The following is a 21,499-nucleotide window of genomic DNA, read 5'->3' as shown; positions in this document are numbered from 1 at the left end:
ACTTAAAACTATTTGAGATAAATGAATTCCTTCTTGTTGATCAACAGGTGGCAAAAGTCGGCCCACAACCGCTCGTCATCCGGCCCGCATTGATAGCTCTCCTGCTGGGTTGTCAGGAATTCCCGAAAGACCTCAACCTCGACTTCCAAAGGAGGTCTGGCAAAGGCCTGCTCGAAGGCGCGCGCAATTCTGTCTTCGCCCGACACCTCTAACAATTGCTTTCCCCAGCGGGCTGCTTCCTGAATCACAAAGGGATCGTTCATGAGCGTAAGAGACTGGGCGGGCACATTGGAGACACTACGACGGCCAATCGACGTGAAGGGAATGGGGCGATCAAAGGCAGCTTCAAAGGGCGAGAGAAAGTTGCGCTTGATCGCCAGATAGAGACTACGCCTCCCCCCTCCATCCAGCGGCCCGCTCTGCGGCATCCCGCGTCCTTCCATGAAGGAAGTGAGATAGACCGGAACACTGCCTCCACCCACTTTGGGATTGAGAGTTCCCGAGACAGACAAGATCGAATCGCGAATCGATTCCGCGGGCAAGCGTCGCACGCGAGCCTTGTGCAAAAGAATGTTGGAGGGGTCCACTTGTTCGATCAAAGAAGGAGAGTTCGCGGGATCTGCCACACAGGATTGACGATAGGTTCGGGAGAGAACCAACTGGCGGATCATCTCTTTGGTCGACCAACCTTTTTCCGCAAAATCAAGGGCCAGCCAATCGAGCAGTTCGAGGTGGCTCGGCTCCTGCCCCATCACCCCGAAGTCATCAACCGAGGGCACGATGCCGACCCCGAATAAATAGTGCCAAAGGCGATTGACGTAGACGCGGGCGGTCAGTGGATGTCCTCCGCTGACCAAGCTCTTTGCCAGTTGCAATCGCCCACTGGCATCCGAAGGCACCGAGAGTTCTTCTCCATCCAAGGCGGACAGTCCTCGCCGGGTGACCTCGTCCCCCAGACTCCGGTGGCTCCCCCTGATGTGGACATAATCATTCTCGGGAGTACCGTCGACTAGCGCAAGAGTCCGCACCGCATTGGGCAGGCCTTCTGCAATCGCGGCAGCCTTTTTCTGATAGGGTTGCAAAGAACTGGCATCGAAGCGGTCGGGAACCAAGAGATTGAAAGAGGAATGTTCCGCCCGCCCATAGCTGACCTCATCAATGGCCAGGTATCCCTCGCCCTTGTCCTCGAATTCGAGGTATACCTGATGACCGACATACTTGCGAAGATCTCCTCCCAGGGTCTTCCACTCATACTTCCCGCCCGTATCCAAGGCCGAGCTCTGTAGGATGGTTCCTCCGAAGAGGAGCTGGTGGAAACTATGCATATAGTATCCATCGATGACCACACGGGCTGAAACGTTGCCTTTGCCCGCCACGCGAAGGTGAATCTCCGGCTCGGTCAGGGTGAAGGTGGGTGAACGCAAGTAGCCACTGAGCCTATCCGCTAACAATCCGCTGTGAACCACTCCCCGGGGAACGATCGGATTCTCCGCGTCCCCAAGAGCGACAGCGATAGAACTGGTTGGAGCAGAGGGAAAGGCAAATCCTTCCGTCGACCATCCCGCCGGCAGCCCGCCATCGAAATTGGCGATGGCGTCGGGCGATCCTGGCGGCAGGTCGAAAATGCCAGCATCCTCTAGAAGGTGGGAAGCTTCACTCTGAATCTGCTCCAACTGCGCCACTCCGGCCGCGATCTTCCCATGCGGATCCATCAGAGCCTCGGTGCGCCTGCTGCTTTGGAGAAAGCCAGCCAGGGCATAGAAGTCAGCGGTCGAAATGGCATCGAACTTGTGATCGTGACAACGGGCACAGGAGACCGTCAAGCCGAGGAAGCTTTTCGAAAAAACGTCGATCTGGTTGTCCATCCGCAAGACCTCGTCACCCCGCACATCGGTGGGCGCATGGACGGATTCACCCAACCACCAGGAACCAGTCGCCACCAGGGATTGATTGATCCCGCTCTCGGGATCGACCCGGGGCTTCTCGATCTGATCTCCTGCCACGTGTTCGATCAGAAACTGATCGTAAGGCACGTCCTCGTTAAAGGCCTGAATCAGGTAATCGCGATAGCGCCAGGCGTGCGGAATAGAGTAATCGAACTCGTGACCATAGCCCTCTCCATAACGCATCAGGTCCATCCAGTGACGAGCCCACTTTTCCCCGTAATGAGGCGATGCCAACAAGCGCTCCACCACACGCTCAAAAGCCCCCTCATCTTCATCTGTTAGAAAATCTTTCACCTCTTCCGGAGAAGGAGGCAAGCCGATGAGGTCGAACGTCACTCGCCGAATCCATGAGCGCCGATCGGTATCGGGAGCAGGCTTCAGCCCCCCCTCCTCCAACTTGGCCAAGATGAAGGAGTCCACCGGATTGAGCGGCCAGTCAGTCTGCTGAACCTCCGGAGTGGCCCGGTGGACCGGCGGCTGCCAGCACCAGTGCTCCGCGCGACGGGCTTCCAGATCGAATGCTTTTTTGCGAGCGTCGACCTTCACCTCTTCCTCTGGCCAGGGCGCCCCCATCTCCACCCACTTTTCCAAAGCGGCAATTTGATTGTCCGCCAACTTGCTTTTGGGCGGCATCTCGAGCTCGACATTCTGATAGCGAATGGTCTCGATCAGCAAGCTGGCCTCGGGATCACCAGGCACAATCGCGGGACCATTGTCGCCTCCTTCGAGAATGGCTGCGCGCGAGTCGAGCCACAACCCGGCCTTCACCTTCTTGGCCTCCACGCTGTGACACTCGTAGCAAGAGTTCGCCAGCACCGGACGCACCTCACGCTCAAAGAATTCCAGTTCAGCATCGCTAGGTTGCCCCATCAATGCGGGGGCAATCAGAAGGATGGATAAGGATGTCGCTTTCTTCACTTCAGCAGAACTACGTCCGCAAAATCGACTTTCCTGCCTATTTTGTGCTCAAAATCGTCAAAAACGCATGAAAAGCAAAATTTGCGCAGTCCTTCCCAAGCCCTGCCGAGCCAGAATTCGTCAACTCAGGCATGCTGTTTTCCGTGACAAGTAAACACGCTATGAAAACGACAACACTCCTCAGCCTCGCCCTCGCCGGGGTAGCAGGCGCGGGCTCTCTGGACTTCGTGGAAGCACCCGCCCTCACCCCCCTCACAGGCGACGCCGATGCCTTCTCCGGCCTGATTCGTCCCATGACGAACCCGACCTTGTTCGACCTCGCGGTGCCCCGGACCCAGTTGCACTTCATCGCGATGCACCACCAATTTCCGAACCAGCTCAATCTCGCTGGGGGAGGACAAATCGACTTCGGCGGCGACCTCCAGCTCTACGCCTTGCAGTTCGAATACGCCCTCACCGAACGCCTCTCCATCGTGGCGATGAAGGACGGCTACGTGGACTTCAATCCCGACAACACCGCTGTCTTTTCCGAGGAAGAAGGCTCTGCCAACATCGGCGGCGGACTGAAATACGCGTTCATCTACGACCCCGCCAACGCCTTCGCCGCCAGCGTCAGTGCGATGTTCGAATTCCCATGGGGAAGCGACGAGGTCTTCCAAGGAGACGGCGATGGCAACATCAACCTCACCCTCCAAACCGTCAAAGCTTGGGACGCCCTGCAGTTTGCGGCGGGCACCGGAATTCAAATCCCCTTGGACGACGACTTTTCCACCCAAGGATTCCTGAGCGCCCACCTCAGCTACGAGGTCCACCCTTGGTTCATCCCCTTGGTGGAACTCAACTGGTTCTACGTCTTTGACGAAGGCGCTGGCAACGCGGCGTTTTCCAGTCAGGCGGGCGGAGTGGTCCCAGTAGTGGCGCCATCCGAAGGCGCGGACCTACTCAACTGGGGCGCAGGCAGTTCGGAGGACTACGTGACCCTCGGAGTCGGCTTCCGCAGCAAGCTGAACGACAACTTCTCTTTAGGTTTTTGCTACGAATTCGCTTTGAGTGATGAAGAAGACAACATCACCAAGGACCGCTTCACCCTGGATGCGGTCTACAAATTCTGACGGGATACTGTTTTCATTGGAACGATAAACTGTTGAGTCAGAGCCCGTGCCTCTTGTGAACCAAGGGCACGGGTTTTCTGTATTTACCTTCAAAAAGAACCCATCACAAAAAGAATGAGGAAAGTCACCCCGAGGCTTCCGTAAAGAGTGGTGAAAAACCAAAAGAGCTTCGGCGACTCGTTCTCCTCCACCCGAAGCCCATGGTCGAAAAGGGCAGGAATCGGAAGCAAGACAGACCGCGTGACCAGACTCCAGATCGTGAGCACGCCCAGCCCTACTCCGGGGAGTAGATATAATGTCGATTCCATCGCCATCAGGCTACTGAAGGCCCGACCACGACACAACCAGTCTCTGGCCAAAGACTCAAAAATCCTTCGTGCTCTCCGCGATCTTCGGGGTTAATCTTCCGGCATGATTTACCTCGATAACAACGCCACCACTCCGGTTCACCCCGAGGTCCTGGAGGCGATGATGCCCTTTCTAACGGACCACTTTCACAATCCCTCCTCCGGCTATCGAGCATCCAAGCCTGTCAAAAACGCCCTCGCCACCGCCCGGGAACAGGTCGCGACTCTCATCAACGCGCGTCCCGACGAAATCATCTTCACTTCCTGTGGGACGGAGTCTAACAACACGGCGCTGAAGTCTCTCGCCCGCCTGATTGGGCGGAAAAAATCACGGGTCCTCACCTCCGCCATCGAGCATTCCGCCGTGCTGCGCCCCATCGAGGCCATGGCCGCGGTCGGCTTCGAGACCCGCACTATCGGAGTTCACGAAGACGGGCGCTTCGACTTGGAGGAGCTGGCGGAACACCTCGATGCCGACATTCCCACCTTCGCCTCCCTGATGTGGTCGAACAACGAGACCGGGGTCACCCAACCCATCGCCGAGGCCTGCGCTCTTTTGAAGGAAAAGAAGGCCGTGCTCCACACCGACGCCATTCAGGCCGTGGGCAAGGTCCCCGTCGACGTGCGCGCGGTGCCCGTCGACATGCTCTCCATCTCCGGGCACAAGCTCTATGCTCCCAAGGGAGTGGGTGCTCTCTATCTGCGCAACGGCTTCCGCCTCGAGCCCCTGCTGCGCGGCGGCGGACAGGAGGGCACGCACCGCTCCGGAACCGAGAACGTGCCCTACATCGTGGGCTTGGGCAAAGCCGCCGAGCTCGCTATGAATTCCGGGAACTCTCAAATTTCCGAGCTGCGTGATCACTTGGAAAAGCGCCTTTCATCCGAGATCGAAGGCGTTCACCTCAACGGCTCGCGCGAGCACCGGGCGGGGAACATTTGCCACGTCTCCTTTGACCACTGCGAGGGTGCGGGCCTGATGATTCTGCTCGACGAAGCCGGAGTGCAAGTCAGCACCGGCTCCGCCTGCATGACCGGCAAACAGCAGCCCTCTCATGTCCAAAAGGCGATGGGCTTCAGCGACGAGCGCGCCAAGTCATCCCTCCGCATTTCCCTCTCCCGCTTCACGACGCGGGAAGAAATCGACACCGCGGCCAACGCAATCGCCAAGGCGGTCAAGAAGCTGCGCGCCATCCAGTCTCCGCTCACAGGTCCCGTTCAAGTCTATCGTTAAAACTATGAAATCACTCCTCATCCTCCCCTTACTCGCCATCGCCACCATCCTCACCTCCTGCGGTGGCAGCGGTATCGAGCAGCCCACTGTCGTCCGCCTGGAACCAGCCAAGTATGCCGGCGAATGGCATGAGGTCGGTCGCTTGCCCAACCGCTTCGAGAAAGACCTCGTGGCGGCCAAGGCAACCTACGCCCTCCAGAAAGACGGCAGTCTCAAAGTGACCAATGACGGTCTCAAAGCTGATGGCGAAAAGACCTCCATCGAGGGAGCAGCCACCGTGCCTGACCCCAAACAACCGGGAAGACTTAAAGTCCGTTTCGACCCTTTCCCCGCCAGCCTCTTCGCTGGCGACTACTGGGTCCTCGCCCTGACCGACGACTATCGGAAGGCCTTGGTTGGTTCGCCCAATCAGAACTTTCTCTGGGTACTTTCGAAGAATGCCAAGGACACCAAAGACGATTTTGCCCCCTTCCTGAAGATTGCCGCAGACCTGGGTTACGCGACCGGGGACATCTACTGGAATCCTAAGCGAATGGAGTAGCTCTCCTTTCCGAATCGCCTCCAGCCCCTCCCCATTTTGACGTGGACGCCTAAGCGTAAAAAGGTTGGGATTCTTTAGCCGCAAAAATGCGCGAAGGGGCCACAAAAATCAGAGCACCGAAGAATTCAAAAGCGCTCGCCAGTGACAGAAGCTTCCACATTCTCGTTTTTGCGATTTTTGCGCCTCTTTGCGGCTGAAAATCACAGTAATTAGTCCCCCGATTAGTAAAGAAAACCAACAAGCACCCTCACCCCCGATTGGGCCCCGCTATTCTCCTTGTCGTGCGACCCCTGCTTCTGATTGGATGGCGGGATGACGATGCGCGCTGTTTGTCTTTTGTTGTTGTCGGGATCCTTGACCCTTTTTGCGGACACTCCCGTAGGAAGCGCTCAAGTGAAGGCCTCGGCCCTGAAGTTTTTGGGCCTACTCAACGAAGAGCAAAAGGAGAAGGCGACTTTCGACCTAACCGATGAGGAGCGCGAGAACTGGCACTACGTCCCGCTCGACCGCGCTGGATTGCGTCTCGATGCCATGGACGAAACCCAGCAAAAGGCCGCCCACGAATTGCTCGGACAGTCTCTTTCCGCCCAAGGCCATGCCACCGCCAAGCAAGTCATCCAACAGGAGATGATGCTTTACGAAAAAAGCAATCAATCCGAATACCGCAATCCGGGCAAATACACCGTCGCCATCTTCGGCACTCCCAGCGCGGAGAAACCGTGGGGCTGGCGCTTCGAAGGACATCACCTCTCTCTCAACTTCACCATCGCGGAGGAAAAAGTGGTGCTGACCACCCCCTTCTTCTTCGGCACCAACCCGGCGGAGGTCCGGGAAGGCCCCCACAAGGGAATGCGCCCTCTCGGAAAGATCGAGGACGCGGCCCGCAGCTTGGCACGCAAGCTCCACCAAGAAGGCAAGCACGTCCGCTTCACCAACGAGCCCCCCAAGGAAATCATCAGCGCCCAAGACCGCGTCGCCAAAAAGTTGAACAACGAAGGCGTCACCTACTCCGAACTAGGCGAAGCAGCTAAAAAAGAGTTCCTCGTCTTGACCCAGCTCATCGCCTCGTCCCAACGGAAAGACTTCCTCAACATCACCACCGACAGCTTGAATGAAGCCTACTTCGGCTGGGCGGGAGAGTTTGATGCGGGAGAAGCTCACTACTTCCGAATCCAAAGTCCCCAATTCCTCATCGAATACGCCAACATTCAAAACGGAGCCAATCATGCCCACCTGGTGTGGCGCGACTTCGACGGCGACTTCGGCCGCAATGTGTTGAAAGAGCACCTCGACCATGCACACTGATTCTGAAGGCGATCACGCCCAACATCATCATGGAAAACGACACTCAACCCTCGGCTCCGAAGGGTGACCACGAGGCAAAGAAATCCTTCGAACGAGGGCTCATCGCTTGCTTTGTCGTCGCAGTTTTGTGCGCCCTTCGCATCATCTTTGTGTATTCGAATTTCATCAATGTCGCTGTCTGGCTCGCCGCCAGCGTCTACTTTTTCACTGCTCCCGCAGCGCTGCGAAAGGGCATCGAGAATAGACGAATTCTGGTTGGGCTCTTTGCGGTCTTGTTAGCTTTTCTCTCGTTTCGAGGAATCTTCGCTCTGACATCCCCTGAAACCCTTCCTTACGGAATCATCACCACCGCCACTTTCCTAAGCTGCCTCCCCCTCATCCTGATCTTTGGCTATAACCAGAAAGTCACGGCCTATATCAAGACCTTGGGATCAGCGACGTCCCAGCCTGCGAATTAGAAACAGACTACTCCCACTTGCCACCACGGGCACTTCGTCCTTCGACGAAATCCTGCAGCAACTTGTCGTCGCTGTTCTTCAGTTCCTGCGGGGTGCCCTCGAAGTAGATGAGGCCTTCCTTCATGAAGACCACGCGGTCCGCGATGCGAAAGACGCTGCGCATCTCGTGAGTGACCACGACGTTGGTCATCTGGTGGTCGTTCTGAAGGTCTTTGATCAGGTGATCGATGGAGTCAGCAGTCACGGGATCCAGTCCCGCATGAGGCTCGTCGAAGAGCACCATGCAGGGCATCTCCACCACCGCGCGGGCCAGGGCGACCCGCTTGCGCATTCCGCCAGAGAGGTCGGAAGGCATCTTGTCGGTTTGCCCGGGGAGGCGCACAATCTCGAGCGCCTTCTCAACCCGTTCCGCAATCAAGGTCTCGTCACGAACTCCAGCTTCGCGCAGCGGAAAGGCAACATTGCCTCCGACTGTTAGAGAGTCGAAAAGAGCACCGCTCTGAAACATCATCGAGACCTTCCGCCGCACGGCCGCCATCTCGCGCTCACTCTTGCAGGAAATGGTTTCCCCATCGACGACCACGCTGCCCTTGATAGGACACAGCAAACCGCAGATGTGCTTCATGAGCACGCTCTTTCCTCCCCCGGAACCACCGAGCAGAACCAAGGTCTCGCCGCGATAGATATCGAGGTCTACCCCGCGTAGGACGTGATTATCGCCGAAACGTTGGTGGACGTTTCGCATCGATACAAAGACCTCTCGCTTGCTGCTCATTTGCAGGGAAAGTTGACGAGTGTTCAGAGGATGGCAACTAAGAAGGAGCAAGGGGACGCGACTTTGGTTTTCCGCGAGGTGCTCGGGATTCCTCCTTGCTAAGGTCTCTCCCCCGTCCGATTCTCTCCAACGATGAAGTTGCTTCAGAATGCCCTGCCCGCTTTGGCCGCCCTCTTTTGGGGATCGGCCATCGTTTATCTCTATGCCGCGGGCCGGATGGGCGAGTTCCTCGTTCCAAAGTTTCACACCATCACCCTTCTCGGTGGTTTGGGGATGATTGTGCTGGGCCTTTTCGTGCTGCTCACCCTCAAAGAAGATTCCGATTGCGGGCACGATCATTGTGATCACGGCCACGACCATCACGACCAGAATCCATGGGTCGTTCTTTTGCTGATGATTCTTCCTCTCTCTGCGGCTCTCGCCACGGACACTTCCAGCGGATTTTCCTTGGATGTCTTGGAGCGCAAAGGCCTCTATAACAATCAGTTCGACAGCTCTGCATACAGCATTCCGCCCTTTACCAAGGAAATGCTGGAGAAATCGACTCCCAAAAACGACGAGGGCCGCTTCCAGCTCCCCGTTAGCCAGCTCTTTTTCTCGGCGGGAGACGAGGAAATGATGGATGTCTTCAGCGGGGTGAAGATTGAGACCGAAGGCCAGGTAGTCGCCGAGCGCGACAACAACTTGGATGGCAAACGCCTGCGCATCTACCGCACCCTGATGACCTGTTGCGCGGCCGACGCCATGGTTCTGGGCTTTCCGTTGGAGTTCAAAGAAAGCGTGCCCGTCTTCCAAGAACGCTCTTGGGTGCGAGTGGGTGGCACTTTGCGCTACGAGGAACTACCGGAGGGCATTTTTCCTGTTTTCGAAGTCGAGAAGATGGAAGCCATTCCCCCGCCCAACCAAGGCGGCTTTACGGGTTGGTAGAACGCTCCTTGGAGAGAGCCACCGCGCGCTCGCGCAGGGCAATGAGCTTGAGAGGGCGCCGGGGCTTTTCGCCATCGGCGAAATAAACCACGATTGTGCTTCGCTCTCCACGATTTTGCACCAAGGCGCTGGACCAAAGCCGCTGCCAACCCCGCTTGGGATCTTGATACATCACTTGGGCAGGAGTCCCCTGCGACACCCCCAGGGTCTGAAAAAGAACCTTGCCAGCAGCCAACTCGAAACGCTCTCGATCCCCAATGGTAAAGGCCGTGTTCACGGGGCCGACATTGATAAACCGCATGTCGCCTGCGCCGAAAGAACTGCCCCCATCAGGCACGAGAATCGAGCGCGCTTTTCCCCAACTCTTCAGCTGGGGATCGCGAAACAAAACAAGTAGATAGTCCCCACCCTCCGGCAATTGGAACTGGTGCCACGACGTTCCATCGTCCAGCAGGGTCACCGAAAGGGCGGCCCCCGGCACGGTAAGCCGTGAGGTGACGTTGTTGAGCCGCAGGCGCAGACCGGGCTCGTCGGGATTGTCGATTTCGTATTCGCTTTTCTGCTCGGCACCTTCGGCATCCAGAATCGCGGCCTGCACCCGTATTGGCGGCACGCTGCCCTCGGGAGGCGGCAACTCGTAGCGAATCCCATTGCGGATTTCCTGCCGGAAAGGTGGAGAATCCCCCACGGCCAGAATCCGAAGCGTCCGAGCCGGAACTTCTCTTTCCTGCGCAGGAAGGAAGCCGGCCCCGAGAACGATTAGAACTATGGCTAAAGTAAAACGCTCCATGCCAAAAGCCTTACACCTCCTCTTCCGAAAGCCAGCGGAAAGATCGGACCTCGAACTGACGCCCGAATCGCCCGCTGGCATGATTCGGGTCGGGATTGAGCCCGCTTTGATCCGGAGCAATCGGCTGCGGAGTCCGCTGCACCACCGCCTCGCACCAGGCCTTTGCGGTAATTCGTCCCGACGAGTCCTTGGCATCACCATAACAGCGAACCACGAAGGTGTCCGAGCGAGCACTTAGGACCGGTCCGATGACCTGAAGAAGGTCGGCTTGGGTCAAATAGCCTGGCGCGCCCCAAGCTTTCGAGTCGGGCTTGAGCGTCTGACTGATGCGAGTGCTGTCGCTGATGTTGTCGGGGTGGCTGTAATCAGGCAGTTCGCCCTGCTTGAACAACTCCCAGCGATCGATGAACTCGCGGTTCAGCCCCGCCGCCTCAATTGCGGCCTGCAAGGGCCCCATCGTCCCGATCTCCCCTTGCCCATAACCGACCAGTCCCCGATTGACGAAATCCGAGAGCGAAAGGAAAGGGCCACGCAACCTCACCTGCTCCACAATCTCGGTGGCCAAGGCCTCGATTTCCGCATCACTCAAACTCCGGAAGCCCGACCAGGCTTCATCGTCTTCCGGGAAACCCGACCCGGAAAGATACTCGCCTGATTGCGCCTGGGGAGCACGCGGGAAAGGGCTGCTCTCCTTGGAGGAAAGACCCGACTGGCGGGTGGAGGCTAGAAGCGCTTTCCACGCTTCCACGCTTGTGGAATTCACGTTGAAAGCTCCATCGACCATCAGCTTGGAGGCTGCGCGCGTGATACTGTTCAGGTCGTCAACCGTCCCACCCTCAACAAGACGCATTCTCCCGTTCGGAAGAGGCTCGCCCTCTTCCACGAATTCCCGGCGCTGATCCTCATCCCCGGAGGACAAGAAAAACTCATCAAACAAGGCGTGGTTGACCTCGTAGCTCAGGTCATAAACCAGGTTCTCATCCTGGGGGAGTTCCTGAACAATAAAGCGCGCGAAGCGGGCCCATTCATCCCGCTCCTCGGATCGTTCCACATCATTGGACCACCCGATGGCATCCGCGTTCCAGCCCCCGTCGCTTTCAGACAAAAGCGACGGCGAAGTCCCCGCCATCCCTCGTAGCTCCAGCCGGGGATCAACCAAAGAATTGCCAATCGCATAAGTGGGATGCCAGATGAACTCGCTGAGCTTCGCGTGCTGCAATTGCGCGATCGAAACAATCCCTACCTGTTCCCGCGGCAACTCAAAGAGGACATTGCGAACCCGGCCTTCCTGCGGAGGACCAAAAGGATTCCCCCGGTAGAGTCCGTCGTGAAAAAACGGCAACTGCTCATCCCAAGACACCGCCTGATCGTAAAGGTCGCGGGTGTAGGCCCCGAAGAACCAGGGACCACTGGCGATGCCATCTCCCTGATCACCGGCAATGTTCGACCATGGAGAGCGCAAAGCATAGCTCGCGCGCATATTCCAATTGGCGAGGGGAGCGGTCTCGAAGGCATAGGGGCCAGCCGGATTGTTCCCCACCGACACATTGGAAAGATGCTCCTCCAACCACCGCAGCCGGAAACCCTCACGACTCCGCACATCCGGCCGATTGGCAATCACTGGATTCTTCAAATCGGTGAACTCGACATCGATCTGATTGATTTCATTAATCGCCAGCCTCGGTTCTTTTCCTGCTCCATATTGCAACGAGCAAGAGACCGAGGACAACTGGGGCAAGCGGTCAAAACTGTAGATGTCCAGATTCAACAGGCCGGAAGCATCCTTCCAAATCATCCGCGCATCATCGGCCTGATTGTCGAGTCCCTGCGCGGGGTAGTAGAAGTATCTCAGTATCTCAAAGTTGAACCCTGATCCGGTATCATCGTCATCAAACTCACTGGAAGAGATGTAAAAGTTGCGCGAAGGATCGGGCGCTACGCTCGCCGACAACCGGTTGGCGAGAACATTTCTGGAATTATATTCAGCGGCTTGTTCAGGAGAAAAGACCAGACACTCACCCGGTCCGATGACCTGGGCGGGCAGCGAGAAATACCGCATGCCCGAATAAGGGTCGTTATAATTCGCGCTCTCTGTAATCGACTCGCCCGAGCGAGGTGGTGGAGTGCGTGTGCCCCCTCCCCAACTGATCCACTGCACCGTCCCGACAAAGCCGCCGGTCCGGATGCTCGTCCGAAAGTCGTTGCGTGAATTCAGCTGCAGCATCATCACCGATTGTGGAACGGAGATTTCCACATTGTAGGGATTCCAGAGCACCACCCGGGGCCATTGATGGAAGCGGATATTGTATTTCTTTGCGAAGCCTTCCGGATTGAGGTGGTAGGAGAAGGTCGAATACATTGATCCCTCGACTACGACTGGCTTCAGATCGGAGCGGGTCCGTCCAACCAACTTGACGGTCTCATCATTGGCAAAGGCCGAGCGAGATCCCGCCGCCGTACTATCCAAGTAGGCAGTTTCAGAGTTTCTCTGCAGCGCGACCCCGGGATTCAATCCCACCGAGTTCTGCACCCAATCCCGCAACATTCCGAAGGTGGGCGCGCTCATCCGATAACGGCCTGCGGACCACGATTGCCCCAACTTGGCCGCATGTTCAGGATTCCGAGGTCCCACCAGATTGTCACCATCACTCAGGACATCAAGCTCCGGGGAATAGGAGGATTGCAGATAGGCTGTTAGATTCTTTCGCAGCCCGCCGTCGCGGGTATCGGCCAAGACTCCTTGGGACCAAGTGGTCAGGTCATGCCACAGACCCGGCGCCCACTTTTCATTCGAGAGCAATGGCAGTTGACCATCGGTCGCCAGGCGGCCCTTTTCAACCCGAGTCAACGAATCAAGCTTCTGCCCATCTGGCGTGACCATTATGGTGGCATCCGACTCTTGGCTGGCCAGCAGAGGGAAAAGCTCCTCTTCCCTACTCAGCATCCGGCCATCGCGATTCCATACGTTGGGCGTCGCCACGTTGGCCCGCACTCCCAAATCTCCCACCCAAAAACCGTAACTTCCGACCTGACCATCGAAGGACTCGACCTTGACCTTGGGCACCACAACTTCGTCAAGAGGGTTCGGGTTGAATCCCAGCGATCCTTCCCCCACCAGCTTGACCCACGAGGCATCATCTTCCGCAGGGCCGAAAGGATCCAGTAAACCTCCTTCACTGGCTCCACGACCTCCCTCATTACCACTGACCAAATAGGACAGCACTTCATCGCGCGCATCCCATCCCTTCTCATATCGCACATCGTGGAGCCCTCCCTCATTGTCATCACGCCTCCAGAAAGAGTCCCCGTTTTCCTGCCGCGTGCTCCAGACCCCAGTCCAATGAGGGTGATTGACTGAGCCATTATTCTCCAGGATCGAACTCGGCGCCGACACTCTTTTGTCAGGCCCCAGATAAGTCTGCAGCTCACCTACCGCGATAGTGAGAGCGAGCTTGGCGTTCGAGCGGGCAATCTGCTGCTCGCGGCTGATATTCGCCGCCCGCATCTCCACCGTCGACAAGGTCAAGAGACCCGTCGCGATCAGCGAAAGAAGGATCATGATGAGCACGGTCACCATCATCGCGAATCCCCGAGACGAATCCTTCTTCTGGCGAGGACTGCCCAATGACTGGATCTTTAACTTCAACTGCTCCGATATTCTAATTGATGAATTTACGATTGCAATACATCAAGGGGAAACTAGGGGCGCTTCCGTAACGAGATTTCAACCGCAGTTTCTAGACCTATTTTAGCAAACTTCCGGCTTTTGTGATGAAAACTGTTTGGAAAAACCCGAATAACAGCACCATGCTCCCTCATGCTTCTCCGGCTGCGCGACCGCACCCTCTCCTGGCCCCGTCGGGGTTGCGTGATGGGCATCCTCAATATCAATGACGACTCTTTCTCCGGCGACGGCAAGGTCGACTTCACCTGGGCCGCCCATCGGGCAATGGAGATGATCGAAGAGGGTGCCGACATCGTCGATGTGGGTGCCGAGAGTGCCCGAACCAATCGCAAGGCCATCTCACCGGCGGAGGAAATCGAACGATTCCTCGGCTTTTGCAAGCAATGGGAAAAGGTCGTGGCCCAAGCCAAGCCACGCGACAACCAACAGGTCTGGCCCCCTGTCCTCTCGGCCAATACCTGGCGCCCCGAAGTCGTGGCTGCCGTGTTGGAGATGGGGGTGGAACTCATCAACGACATGAGCGGACTGCCTGATAATCAGAATGCTCTGGCCTGTGCCAAGTCTGGAGCAGCCCTCTTGGTGATGCACTCCGTGGGAGAGCCCAAGGTCGATCACTCGCACGTGCGCTGGCCGGATGTGATGAGCTCGATGGAGGATTTCTTTGCGGAAAAATTGGCACAATGCGACGAGGCCGGCCTCTCCCGCGAACAGGTGATCCTCGACCCGGGTTTCGGCTTTGCCAAATCCGCTCAGGACGACCTCGTGGTCCTGCGCGACCTCGCTCGCCTCACCCGATTTGACCGCCCTCTCCTTCTCCCGGTCGGTCGCAAGGGCTTTATTGGAGAAACTCTTGAAATCAAGGAACCAGCCGATCGCGATGCTGCCACCTTAGGTTGCGTATCCGCCGGGCACAGTCGGGGAGCCGCCATTTATCGGGTTCACGAGGTCAAGGGCAGCTTTGAACTTCTCAAAGTCTTGCAAGGACTGGAGCAATGAGAACTCTCGTCGTCAAGGTGAGCCCCAATGCCCGACAGAGCCAGATCCTCGGCTGGGCCGACCACCCGGATCATGGGACCCATCTGCGCATCCAACTGGCCGCGCCACCCGTCGACGGAAAAGCGAACATGGCCCTGATCGCCTTTTTGGCCAAAGAGTTGAAAACCGCGAAGAGCAATATTCAACTTCACAAAGGGGAAACCTCGCGTTTCAAGCGATTGCGCATCCCCCGCGAAATCCAACTACCACCCGCCTGAACAAGTTCAGAAGAACACTTTTCTCTTGCTCAATTTGGAATTTGGAAAAACCATTCCCCGGATGGCCGGCTCTTATTCCAGATTCGTTGATTCCCTTCGTTCGGGTTGGCTGGCGGAGGAGCCTCGCGCTCTCCCAAGTGAAATCGAGCTCCAATCCTCTTTTTTCGCCGGTCACTTTGGCCGCTCATTCTCCTCTTTGGACGGACGTGAGGTGGAGATCCGGCAATTCGGCGAGTGGAACCACGGACCCGGGCCGGACTTTCTGAACTGCGCGGTTCTCATCGACGGGGTCGTCCGACAGGGCCCCATCGAGCTCGACACGCGGCCGAGCGATTGGGAAGCCCACGGACACTCCACCAACCCCGAATTCGATTCCGTAGTTCTCCATCTCTCGGTGGAACCCTCTGGTCGGGAGACCTTTATCCGCACCACCGATCATCGCGAAATCCCCCAAGTCCTCATCCCTCCCGAGCGCATGGAAGGGGTCTTGCCTCCACCTCGCTGGCAAGCCCCGGTGACCTTGGGGCGCTGTTACCATCCCCTCGCCAGCATGAGTCTGGGACGGGTGGAAGATTTGCTCAGAGAAGCAGCACTCCATCGTGCCCATCTGAAGGCGAAGCGCTTCCTCTGTGTCAAAGAGGTCCACGGCTACCCCCAGGCTCTTTGGCAAGCCCTCGCCAATGCCTTGGGTTATCACCAGAACCAGCTCGCGATGACTCTCCTCTCCCAAAGAGCTCCATTGGCAAAGATGCGCAACCTTCCCCCTCTCGAGCGCACGGCCTACCTCTTCGGCCTCGCTGGATTTCTTTCTCCCGAGCTCCCGGACCACGCTCCACCCGAGTCCCACCAGTGGCTGCGCGAGCTGTGGACCAACTGGTGGAAGATCCGCCCCCATCCCGACCCCAGACCCCTTCCCTGGAAGTTCGCCGGCATTCGACCCACCAACCACCCCCAGCGGAGAGTTGCCGCCCTCACCACCCTGCTCGCCAGTTGGCCCACGGTGGAAAAGCTTTCCCGCCAATCCCTCCCCGATTTCGCCAAAAAACTCCAGGATGCCAACGATCCCTACTGGGACCACCACTACACCCTCACCTCCAGGTCAACCACGAAAGCCATCACCCTCTTCGGACGCCAGCGGGCCCAAGACTTTCTGGCCAACGTCCTGCACCCCTTGCGGCTGGAAGAAAGTCCCGATCTCCACTGGCCTGCCTACGCCAAGCTCCCGGGAGGCAGCCCCTCCGAACGAGTGCAACGCGCCGCCTATCGGCTCTTTGGCGACCGCACGGTCAAAGACTCCTTCCTCAAAAAAGCCTGGCATCACCAGGCCCTCCTCCAAGTCTATCAGGATTTTTGCCTGAAGGACCACTCCGACTGCCAGCAATGCCCCTTCCCCGAACAACTCCTCACATGGTAGAAAATCCTCCCCCCATGCTCTCGGCCCTCCTCACTCTCAACGCTTTGCCCAAAGTCGGGCCCATCCGACTGCGTCGACTGCTCCGACAATTTGGAAATCCCGAAACCATTCTGGCCCAGTCCTCCACATCCCTGCAGTCCGTCTCTGGTATCGGTCCCGAAGTGGCCTCCATCATCTGCGACTGGCAAACTCTTACCGACGCCGATGCCGAACTGGCGCTCTGCGAACGCCACGGCATCACCATCCTGACCCCCAAGTCCTTGCACTGGCCCCGCCAGCTGGCGGAAAGCCCCGATGCCCCCCTTCTTCTCTATGTGAAGGGCGAGGTGACCGAAGCCGATCAACACGCCATCGGCGTGGTCGGCTCCCGCCGGTGCACTCATTACGGGCGTGCCACCACCCGAAACTTTGCCAGTGGTCTCGCCCGCTCGGGCTACACCATCATCTCCGGTCTTGCCCGCGGCATCGATACTGAAGCCCACCAAGCCGCACTCGACGCCGGCGGACGAACCATCGCGGTATTGGGCTCTGGATTGCTCAACCTCTATCCTTCCGAAAACCGCGACCTCGCAGAGCGCATCGCCGATGGGCATGGCGCAGTCGTCTCGGAATTCCCCCTGCGCTGCCCGCCCGACAAACAGACCTTCCCCCAACGCAACCGCATCGTCGCCAATTGGTCGACCGCCTTGCTCGTGACCGAGAGCCCCCGCCGCTCAGGCTCGCTCATCACCGCAGGGATGGCCTCAGATGCCGGACGCCCCGTCTACGCCATCCCCGGTCCCATCGACCGCCCACAATCCGAGGGTTGCCACGACCTCATTCGGGAAGGGGCCAGCCTTGTCTTCGAGCCCAACCAAATCCTCCGCGACCTACAGGAACTCCCCCTTTTCCAGACAAATTCCAAGAGCGCCAAGAAAGAATCCCCCGCCAAAAAGGAGAACCCCGCCCCCGCCCTCAACGAGGTCGAGAGCACCATCTACTCTCAGATCACCTCTGAAGAACTCACCATGGACCAGATTGCCGACCGGTCCGGTAGCCCCATCCATCTCGTCTCAGCCACCCTTCTCGGCCTCGAGATGAAAGGCCTTGTCAAACAAATGGCTGGCCAAAGATACGTCAGAACCTTTAATTAATGGGAAATCGTGCAAGTCAACCCTATCGAAATATCATTCCCATGCCCCGCATGTGGAATTCGACTGACGATTCTGCAGACCATGGCAGACGGCCCCTGCCCGCACTGCCACATTCCCATTCAAGTGGAACTGAAAGCCGGAATCCGGGAACCCGACTTGGCGACCCAAGAAGAGCAATCCGTCAAAAACACCTTCGAGCGGAGACGCTTCCGTCCCGCCACCCACGCAACCAAAACCGGCACTCCGGCCCATCGCCGTCTGTCCGATTGCTAGAGTTTCGCGGCCTTTGCTAGGAAAAAACCTTGGCAAACGGCCCGATTCGTCCGTTAGTCGCGCCTTCAGATGGCCAAAACGTTAATCATTGCCGAGAAACCCTCGGTCGCAACCGACCTCTCCCGCGCCCTGGCACCCAAGCTCGGAAAGTTTGAGAAGAAGGGAAAAACCAGAGACTCCCAGTACTTTGTCAACGAGCACGCCGCCATCACCTCGGCGGTCGGTCACTTGGTCGAGCTGAAGATGCCAACTGGCCCCAACGGCAAGAACCTCCCTTGGAAGTTCGACGTCCTCCCGGCCATCCCCAGTACCTTCGAACTGCAACCCATCGAACAGTCCGAAGCCCGCCTTAAACACATTCTCGGTCTCGCCAAGAAAAAGGAATACGACCTCATCATCAACGCCTGCGATGCCGGCCGCGAAGGTGAGCTCATCTTCCAATACATCATGGACATCGGCAAAATCGACAAACCCGTCAAACGCCTTTGGATGCAGTCCATGACCACCAAGTCCATTCAAGAGGCCTGGGACAAGCTGCGTGACGGCAAAGAAATGGAGAACTTGCGCGATGCCGCGAAATGCCGCTCCGAGTCCGACTGGCTGGTCGGGCTGAACTCGACCCGCGCACTCACCTGCTTCCGCTCCCGCCACGGTGGATTCAATATCACCGCCGCCGGCCGCGTGCAGACCCCCACCCTCGCCATCCTCGCCAAGCGCGAGCGCGAGATTCAAGCTTTCGTCAGCGAGCCCTACAACGAAGTGCACGCCACCTTCGACGTGAAGGCTGGTCAATATGACGGCAAGTGGATCGACCTGAATTTCCAAAAAAGCGAGAGTCAGCCCCACGGACGCGCCGAGCGCATTTGGAAGCAAGAAGACGCCGACGCCATCATCGCCCGCTGTACCGGCCAGACCGGTTCCGTCAGCGAGGAGACCAAACCACAGAAGCAAATCGCTCCCCAGCTCTATGACCTCACCACCCTGCAGCGTGAGGCCTCCAGCCGCTTCGGCTTCTCCGCCCGCCGCACCCTGCAACTGGCGCAGGCCCTCTATGAGCGCCACAAAATGCTCACCTATCCCCGGACGGACTCGCGCTACCTGCCGGAGGACTACCTTCCCAACGTCCAGACCACCGTCGAGGACATCAAGAAGTCATCCCACCCGCTTTCCCAATGGGCCGACGACGCCCTGAAGAAAAATCTCATCCGCTTCGACAAGCGCGTCTTTAACAACGCCAAGGTCTCCGATCACTTTGCCATCATCCCGACCGGACGTGTGGTCAAGCTCTCGGACGAAGAGGCCAAGCTCTACGACCTCGTCACCAAGCGCTTCCTCGCCGTCTTCTACCCCCACGCCGTCTTCGAGGTCACCAAACGCCTCACCACCATCACCACCCCCGGAGCGACCGACACCTTCCGCACCGATGGTAAAGTCCTCGTCGAACTCGGCTGGCTGGCAGTCTATGGACGCTCACTGGGCGTGGCCGCCGGCAAAGACGAACTCGTCCCCGTCGAACAAGACGAAGCTGCTAAAGTCTCCGAGATTCATCGCGAGGACAAACAAACCAACCCTCCCGCCCGATACAGTGAGGCCACCCTCCTTTCCGCGATGGAAGGAGCGGGCAAATTGCTCGACGACGATGAGCTGCGCGAAGCGATGTCCGAGCGTGGTCTCGGCACCCCCGCCACCCGCGCGAACATCATCGAAGGCCTCATCCGCCAGAAGTATGTCGCCCGCGAGGCCCGCGAACTTTACGCCTCCGGCAAAGGCCTCCGCCTCATCGACCTCTTGGAAGAGATGAAGATCGATCCCCTCATCTCGCCTTCCATGACCGGTGACTGGGAAGCCAAACTGCGCCAGATGGAACAAGGCCAACTCTCGCGCGATGTCTTCATGAAGGAGATTGTCGACTTCACCGAAGACGTCGTCGGTCGCGCCCGCAAGCACATGGACGCCATGGTCAACCGGTCCTTCCCCGACCTCGATTGCACTTGCCCCAACTGCGGAGCGGAATCCCTTCGCACCACCGATGCCACCTACGAGTGCCGCAACCCCGAGTGTAAGTTCAAAATCAGCAAATACATTGCTGGCAAAGAGCTCACCCCCGATCAGGCCAAGACCCTTTTCACCTCGAAATTCCTCGAGGAGCAGGACGGCTTCATGTCGCGCTTTAACAAGCCCTTCTCCGCAGCCCTCGAACTGAAGCAAGATGTCTCCAAGACCGGCAAGCTCGGCAAATGGAAGACCGGCTTTGTCTTCCCCGGCGACGAGGAAATCAACATCGAGGACCTCACCGACGATCAAGTGGTCGGCACCATCGAGCACGAAGGCGACACCCACAAAATCTACGAAACCGAGAAGGCTTACATCCTCCCGACCTACAAGACCGACAAGAATCCCGACGGCATTCGGGTCTCCCGTCGCCTCTTGTCGCACGAGATCACCCGCGAGGAAGCCCTCACCATTCTCAAGGGCGAAAAGACGGCCAAGATCGACGACTTTGTCTCTAACAGAACGAAGCGCAAGTTCGCCGCCTTCCTGCTCTATGACTTCAAGGAAGAGCGCCCCACCTTCGAATTCCCACCCCGGAAGTTCGGCAAAAAAGGCGCCAAGAAGACTGCTGAGAAGAAGGAAGAGACCAAGGACGCCGAATAGTCCGCTCGGCTGACAGGGTAATGAGTACGCCTTGGAGAATTCGGATTGCTCGCATTGCGACACGCGAGTGGCTGAGTTTGCCGAGGTGTTTTCTCATCACCATCGGGGCCATCTTCCTTGCCGTCCCTGGTTTCGCTCTGGCATGGCAGGGAAAGGAAATAGAGGGATGGCCACTGTGGACCGTCATCCTGCTCACAGTTCTTGCGCTGGTGGGCTTGGGAATTTTCGCCATTGGCGTATTGGGAGATAAGAAAGCAGCTGAGCAATGGGCCCGGCATTGCAGTCGAGGCGGGAGTCTAGGCGGCTCCGTTCTGATTGCCATCGTGGCCATCCCCCTCTTCTATTTGCTCAAAGCTTTCGAGCGCAAGTAGCCGAATATCCCAGCGGCCCGGACGAAGTGAGCATGGAGTCGGTCTTCACAACATTTCGCCGGCGTCCGGCCCGAAAACCGACCGCAAATCCGTAAGAATTTGCGTATTGTTGACCCCAACACCCGAGAAAGACAAAAAAGTGCCCCAAGGATCGTTTTTGTGGCTTGCTTTTCCAAGCGACTAAAGAGAAAGTCCGCGCCCGCGAGGGACTCGGGGAGTAGCTCAGCTTGGTAGAGCGCTGGTTTTGGGAACCAGATGTCGCAGGTTCGAATCCTGTCTCCCCGACCACTCTAAACCGCTGATACGTCAGCGGTTTTTGTGTATCTAGGGACTACGCCCAGTCTGAGGCTGGATTGTCCTCAGAA

At 57.8% G+C, this 21,499-nt stretch carries 18 protein-coding genes and 1 tRNA gene; 14 read left to right on the top strand and 5 right to left on the bottom strand.

Features of this window, described 5'->3' with window-relative positions; all coding sequences use genetic code 11:
• Window positions 1-8: 8 nt before the first annotated feature.
• On the bottom strand, window positions 9-2,864 hold the full coding sequence (locus tag IE099_RS03210) for a PSD1 and planctomycete cytochrome C domain-containing protein (protein WP_189567296.1): 2,856 nt from the start codon (window positions 2,862-2,864) through the stop codon (window positions 9-11).
• A gap of 161 nt (window positions 2,865-3,025) precedes the next feature.
• Here IE099_RS03210 and IE099_RS03205 point away from each other — a divergent pair, with 161 nt between their 5' ends.
• Window positions 3,026-3,976 carry an autotransporter domain-containing protein gene (locus IE099_RS03205; protein WP_189567294.1) on the top strand — a complete coding sequence of 317 codons (951 nt, stop codon included), beginning with the start codon at window positions 3,026-3,028 and terminating at the stop codon, window positions 3,974-3,976.
• Window positions 3,977-4,065: 89 nt separating this feature from the next.
• Here the strand turns inward: IE099_RS03205 and IE099_RS03200 are convergent, their stop codons facing one another.
• Window positions 4,066-4,284 (bottom strand): hypothetical protein, encoded by a 219-nt coding sequence (locus IE099_RS03200; RefSeq protein WP_189567292.1) that lies wholly within the window; start codon window positions 4,282-4,284, stop codon window positions 4,066-4,068.
• A gap of 103 nt (window positions 4,285-4,387) precedes the next feature.
• Between IE099_RS03200 and IE099_RS03195 the strand changes: the two genes are divergently transcribed.
• The 4 genes from IE099_RS03195 to IE099_RS03180 all read left to right on the top strand — a co-directional run bounded on the left by IE099_RS03195 (window position 4,388) and on the right by IE099_RS03180 (window position 7,858).
• On the top strand, window positions 4,388-5,554 hold the full coding sequence (locus IE099_RS03195; RefSeq protein ID WP_189567290.1) for a cysteine desulfurase family protein: 1,167 nt from the start codon (window positions 4,388-4,390) through the stop codon (window positions 5,552-5,554).
• A gap of 4 nt (window positions 5,555-5,558) precedes the next feature.
• Window positions 5,559-6,095: a lipocalin family protein gene (locus IE099_RS03190; protein WP_189567288.1), complete on the top strand. Its 537-nt coding sequence runs from the start codon at window positions 5,559-5,561 to the stop codon at window positions 6,093-6,095.
• A 318-nt stretch (window positions 6,096-6,413) separates the two neighbouring features.
• Window positions 6,414-7,400: a DUF3500 domain-containing protein gene (locus IE099_RS03185; protein ID WP_189567286.1), complete on the top strand. Its 987-nt coding sequence runs from the start codon at window positions 6,414-6,416 to the stop codon at window positions 7,398-7,400.
• Between the two features lie 29 nt (window positions 7,401-7,429).
• Window positions 7,430-7,858, top strand: coding sequence for a hypothetical protein (locus IE099_RS03180; RefSeq protein WP_189567284.1), 429 nt, complete (start codon window positions 7,430-7,432; stop codon window positions 7,856-7,858).
• A 7-nt stretch (window positions 7,859-7,865) separates the two neighbouring features.
• On the opposite strand, the gene IE099_RS03175 is transcribed toward IE099_RS03180, so the two are convergent.
• Entirely contained in the window at window positions 7,866-8,633 is a 768-nt protein-coding gene (locus tag IE099_RS03175; protein WP_189567282.1) for an ABC transporter ATP-binding protein, read from the bottom strand.
• Between the two features lie 132 nt (window positions 8,634-8,765).
• Between IE099_RS03175 and IE099_RS03170 the strand changes: the two genes are divergently transcribed.
• Window positions 8,766-9,560 (top strand): TIGR03943 family putative permease subunit, encoded by a 795-nt coding sequence (locus tag IE099_RS03170; protein ID WP_189567280.1) that lies wholly within the window; start codon window positions 8,766-8,768, stop codon window positions 9,558-9,560.
• On the opposite strand, the gene IE099_RS03165 is transcribed toward IE099_RS03170, so the two are convergent.
• Together IE099_RS03165 and IE099_RS03160 are read right to left on the bottom strand one after the other, a co-directional pair.
• Window positions 9,547-10,350 (bottom strand): hypothetical protein, encoded by an 804-nt coding sequence (locus tag IE099_RS03165; protein ID WP_189567277.1) that lies wholly within the window; start codon window positions 10,348-10,350, stop codon window positions 9,547-9,549. The genes IE099_RS03170 and IE099_RS03165 overlap by 14 nt on opposite strands.
• A gap of 10 nt (window positions 10,351-10,360) precedes the next feature.
• Complete coding sequence (locus IE099_RS03160; protein ID WP_189567275.1) at window positions 10,361-13,996, bottom strand: pilus assembly PilX family protein; 3,636 nt, start codon at window positions 13,994-13,996, stop codon at window positions 10,361-10,363.
• 171 nt (window positions 13,997-14,167) lie between these two features.
• Here IE099_RS03160 and folP point away from each other — a divergent pair, with 171 nt between their 5' ends.
• The 8 genes from folP to IE099_RS03120 all read left to right on the top strand — a co-directional run bounded on the left by folP (window position 14,168) and on the right by IE099_RS03120 (window position 21,422).
• The gene (gene folP, locus IE099_RS03155; RefSeq protein WP_229809365.1) at window positions 14,168-15,031 is read left to right on the top strand and encodes a dihydropteroate synthase; all 864 of its coding nucleotides are present in this window, start codon (window positions 14,168-14,170) and stop codon (window positions 15,029-15,031) included.
• Complete coding sequence (locus IE099_RS03150; protein ID WP_189567273.1) at window positions 15,028-15,288, top strand: DUF167 domain-containing protein; 261 nt, start codon at window positions 15,028-15,030, stop codon at window positions 15,286-15,288. The genes folP and IE099_RS03150 overlap by 4 nt, the downstream gene beginning before the upstream one ends.
• 25 nt (window positions 15,289-15,313) lie before the next feature.
• Window positions 15,314-16,702 carry a DUF2851 family protein gene (locus IE099_RS03145; protein WP_189567271.1) on the top strand — a complete coding sequence of 463 codons (1,389 nt, stop codon included), beginning with the start codon at window positions 15,314-15,316 and terminating at the stop codon, window positions 16,700-16,702.
• A complete protein-coding gene (dprA, locus tag IE099_RS03140) occupies window positions 16,696-17,835 on the top strand; it encodes a DNA-processing protein DprA (protein ID WP_229809364.1) in 1,140 nt (379 codons plus the stop codon). Before IE099_RS03145 ends, dprA begins: the two co-directional genes overlap by 7 nt.
• A gap of 81 nt (window positions 17,836-17,916) precedes the next feature.
• Complete coding sequence (locus tag IE099_RS03135) at window positions 17,917-18,108, top strand: hypothetical protein (protein ID WP_189567270.1); 192 nt, start codon at window positions 17,917-17,919, stop codon at window positions 18,106-18,108.
• Between the two features lie 69 nt (window positions 18,109-18,177).
• Complete coding sequence (locus IE099_RS03130) at window positions 18,178-20,763, top strand: DNA topoisomerase 3 (protein ID WP_189567269.1); 2,586 nt, start codon at window positions 18,178-18,180, stop codon at window positions 20,761-20,763.
• Window positions 20,764-20,783: 20 nt separating this feature from the next.
• The gene (locus IE099_RS03125) at window positions 20,784-21,134 is read left to right on the top strand and encodes a hypothetical protein (RefSeq protein ID WP_189567268.1); all 351 of its coding nucleotides are present in this window, start codon (window positions 20,784-20,786) and stop codon (window positions 21,132-21,134) included.
• 211 nt (window positions 21,135-21,345) lie between these two features.
• Window positions 21,346-21,422, top strand: a tRNA-Pro gene (locus IE099_RS03120).
• The last annotated feature ends 77 nt before the right edge of the window (window positions 21,423-21,499 follow it).

This window comes from Roseibacillus persicicus, from assembly GCF_014651675.1.
GTDB lineage: Bacteria > Verrucomicrobiota > Verrucomicrobiia > Verrucomicrobiales > Akkermansiaceae > Roseibacillus > Roseibacillus persicicus.
Note: the sequence above shows the minus strand (reverse complement) of the source record. Positions and strands in the feature narration are given on the sequence as shown.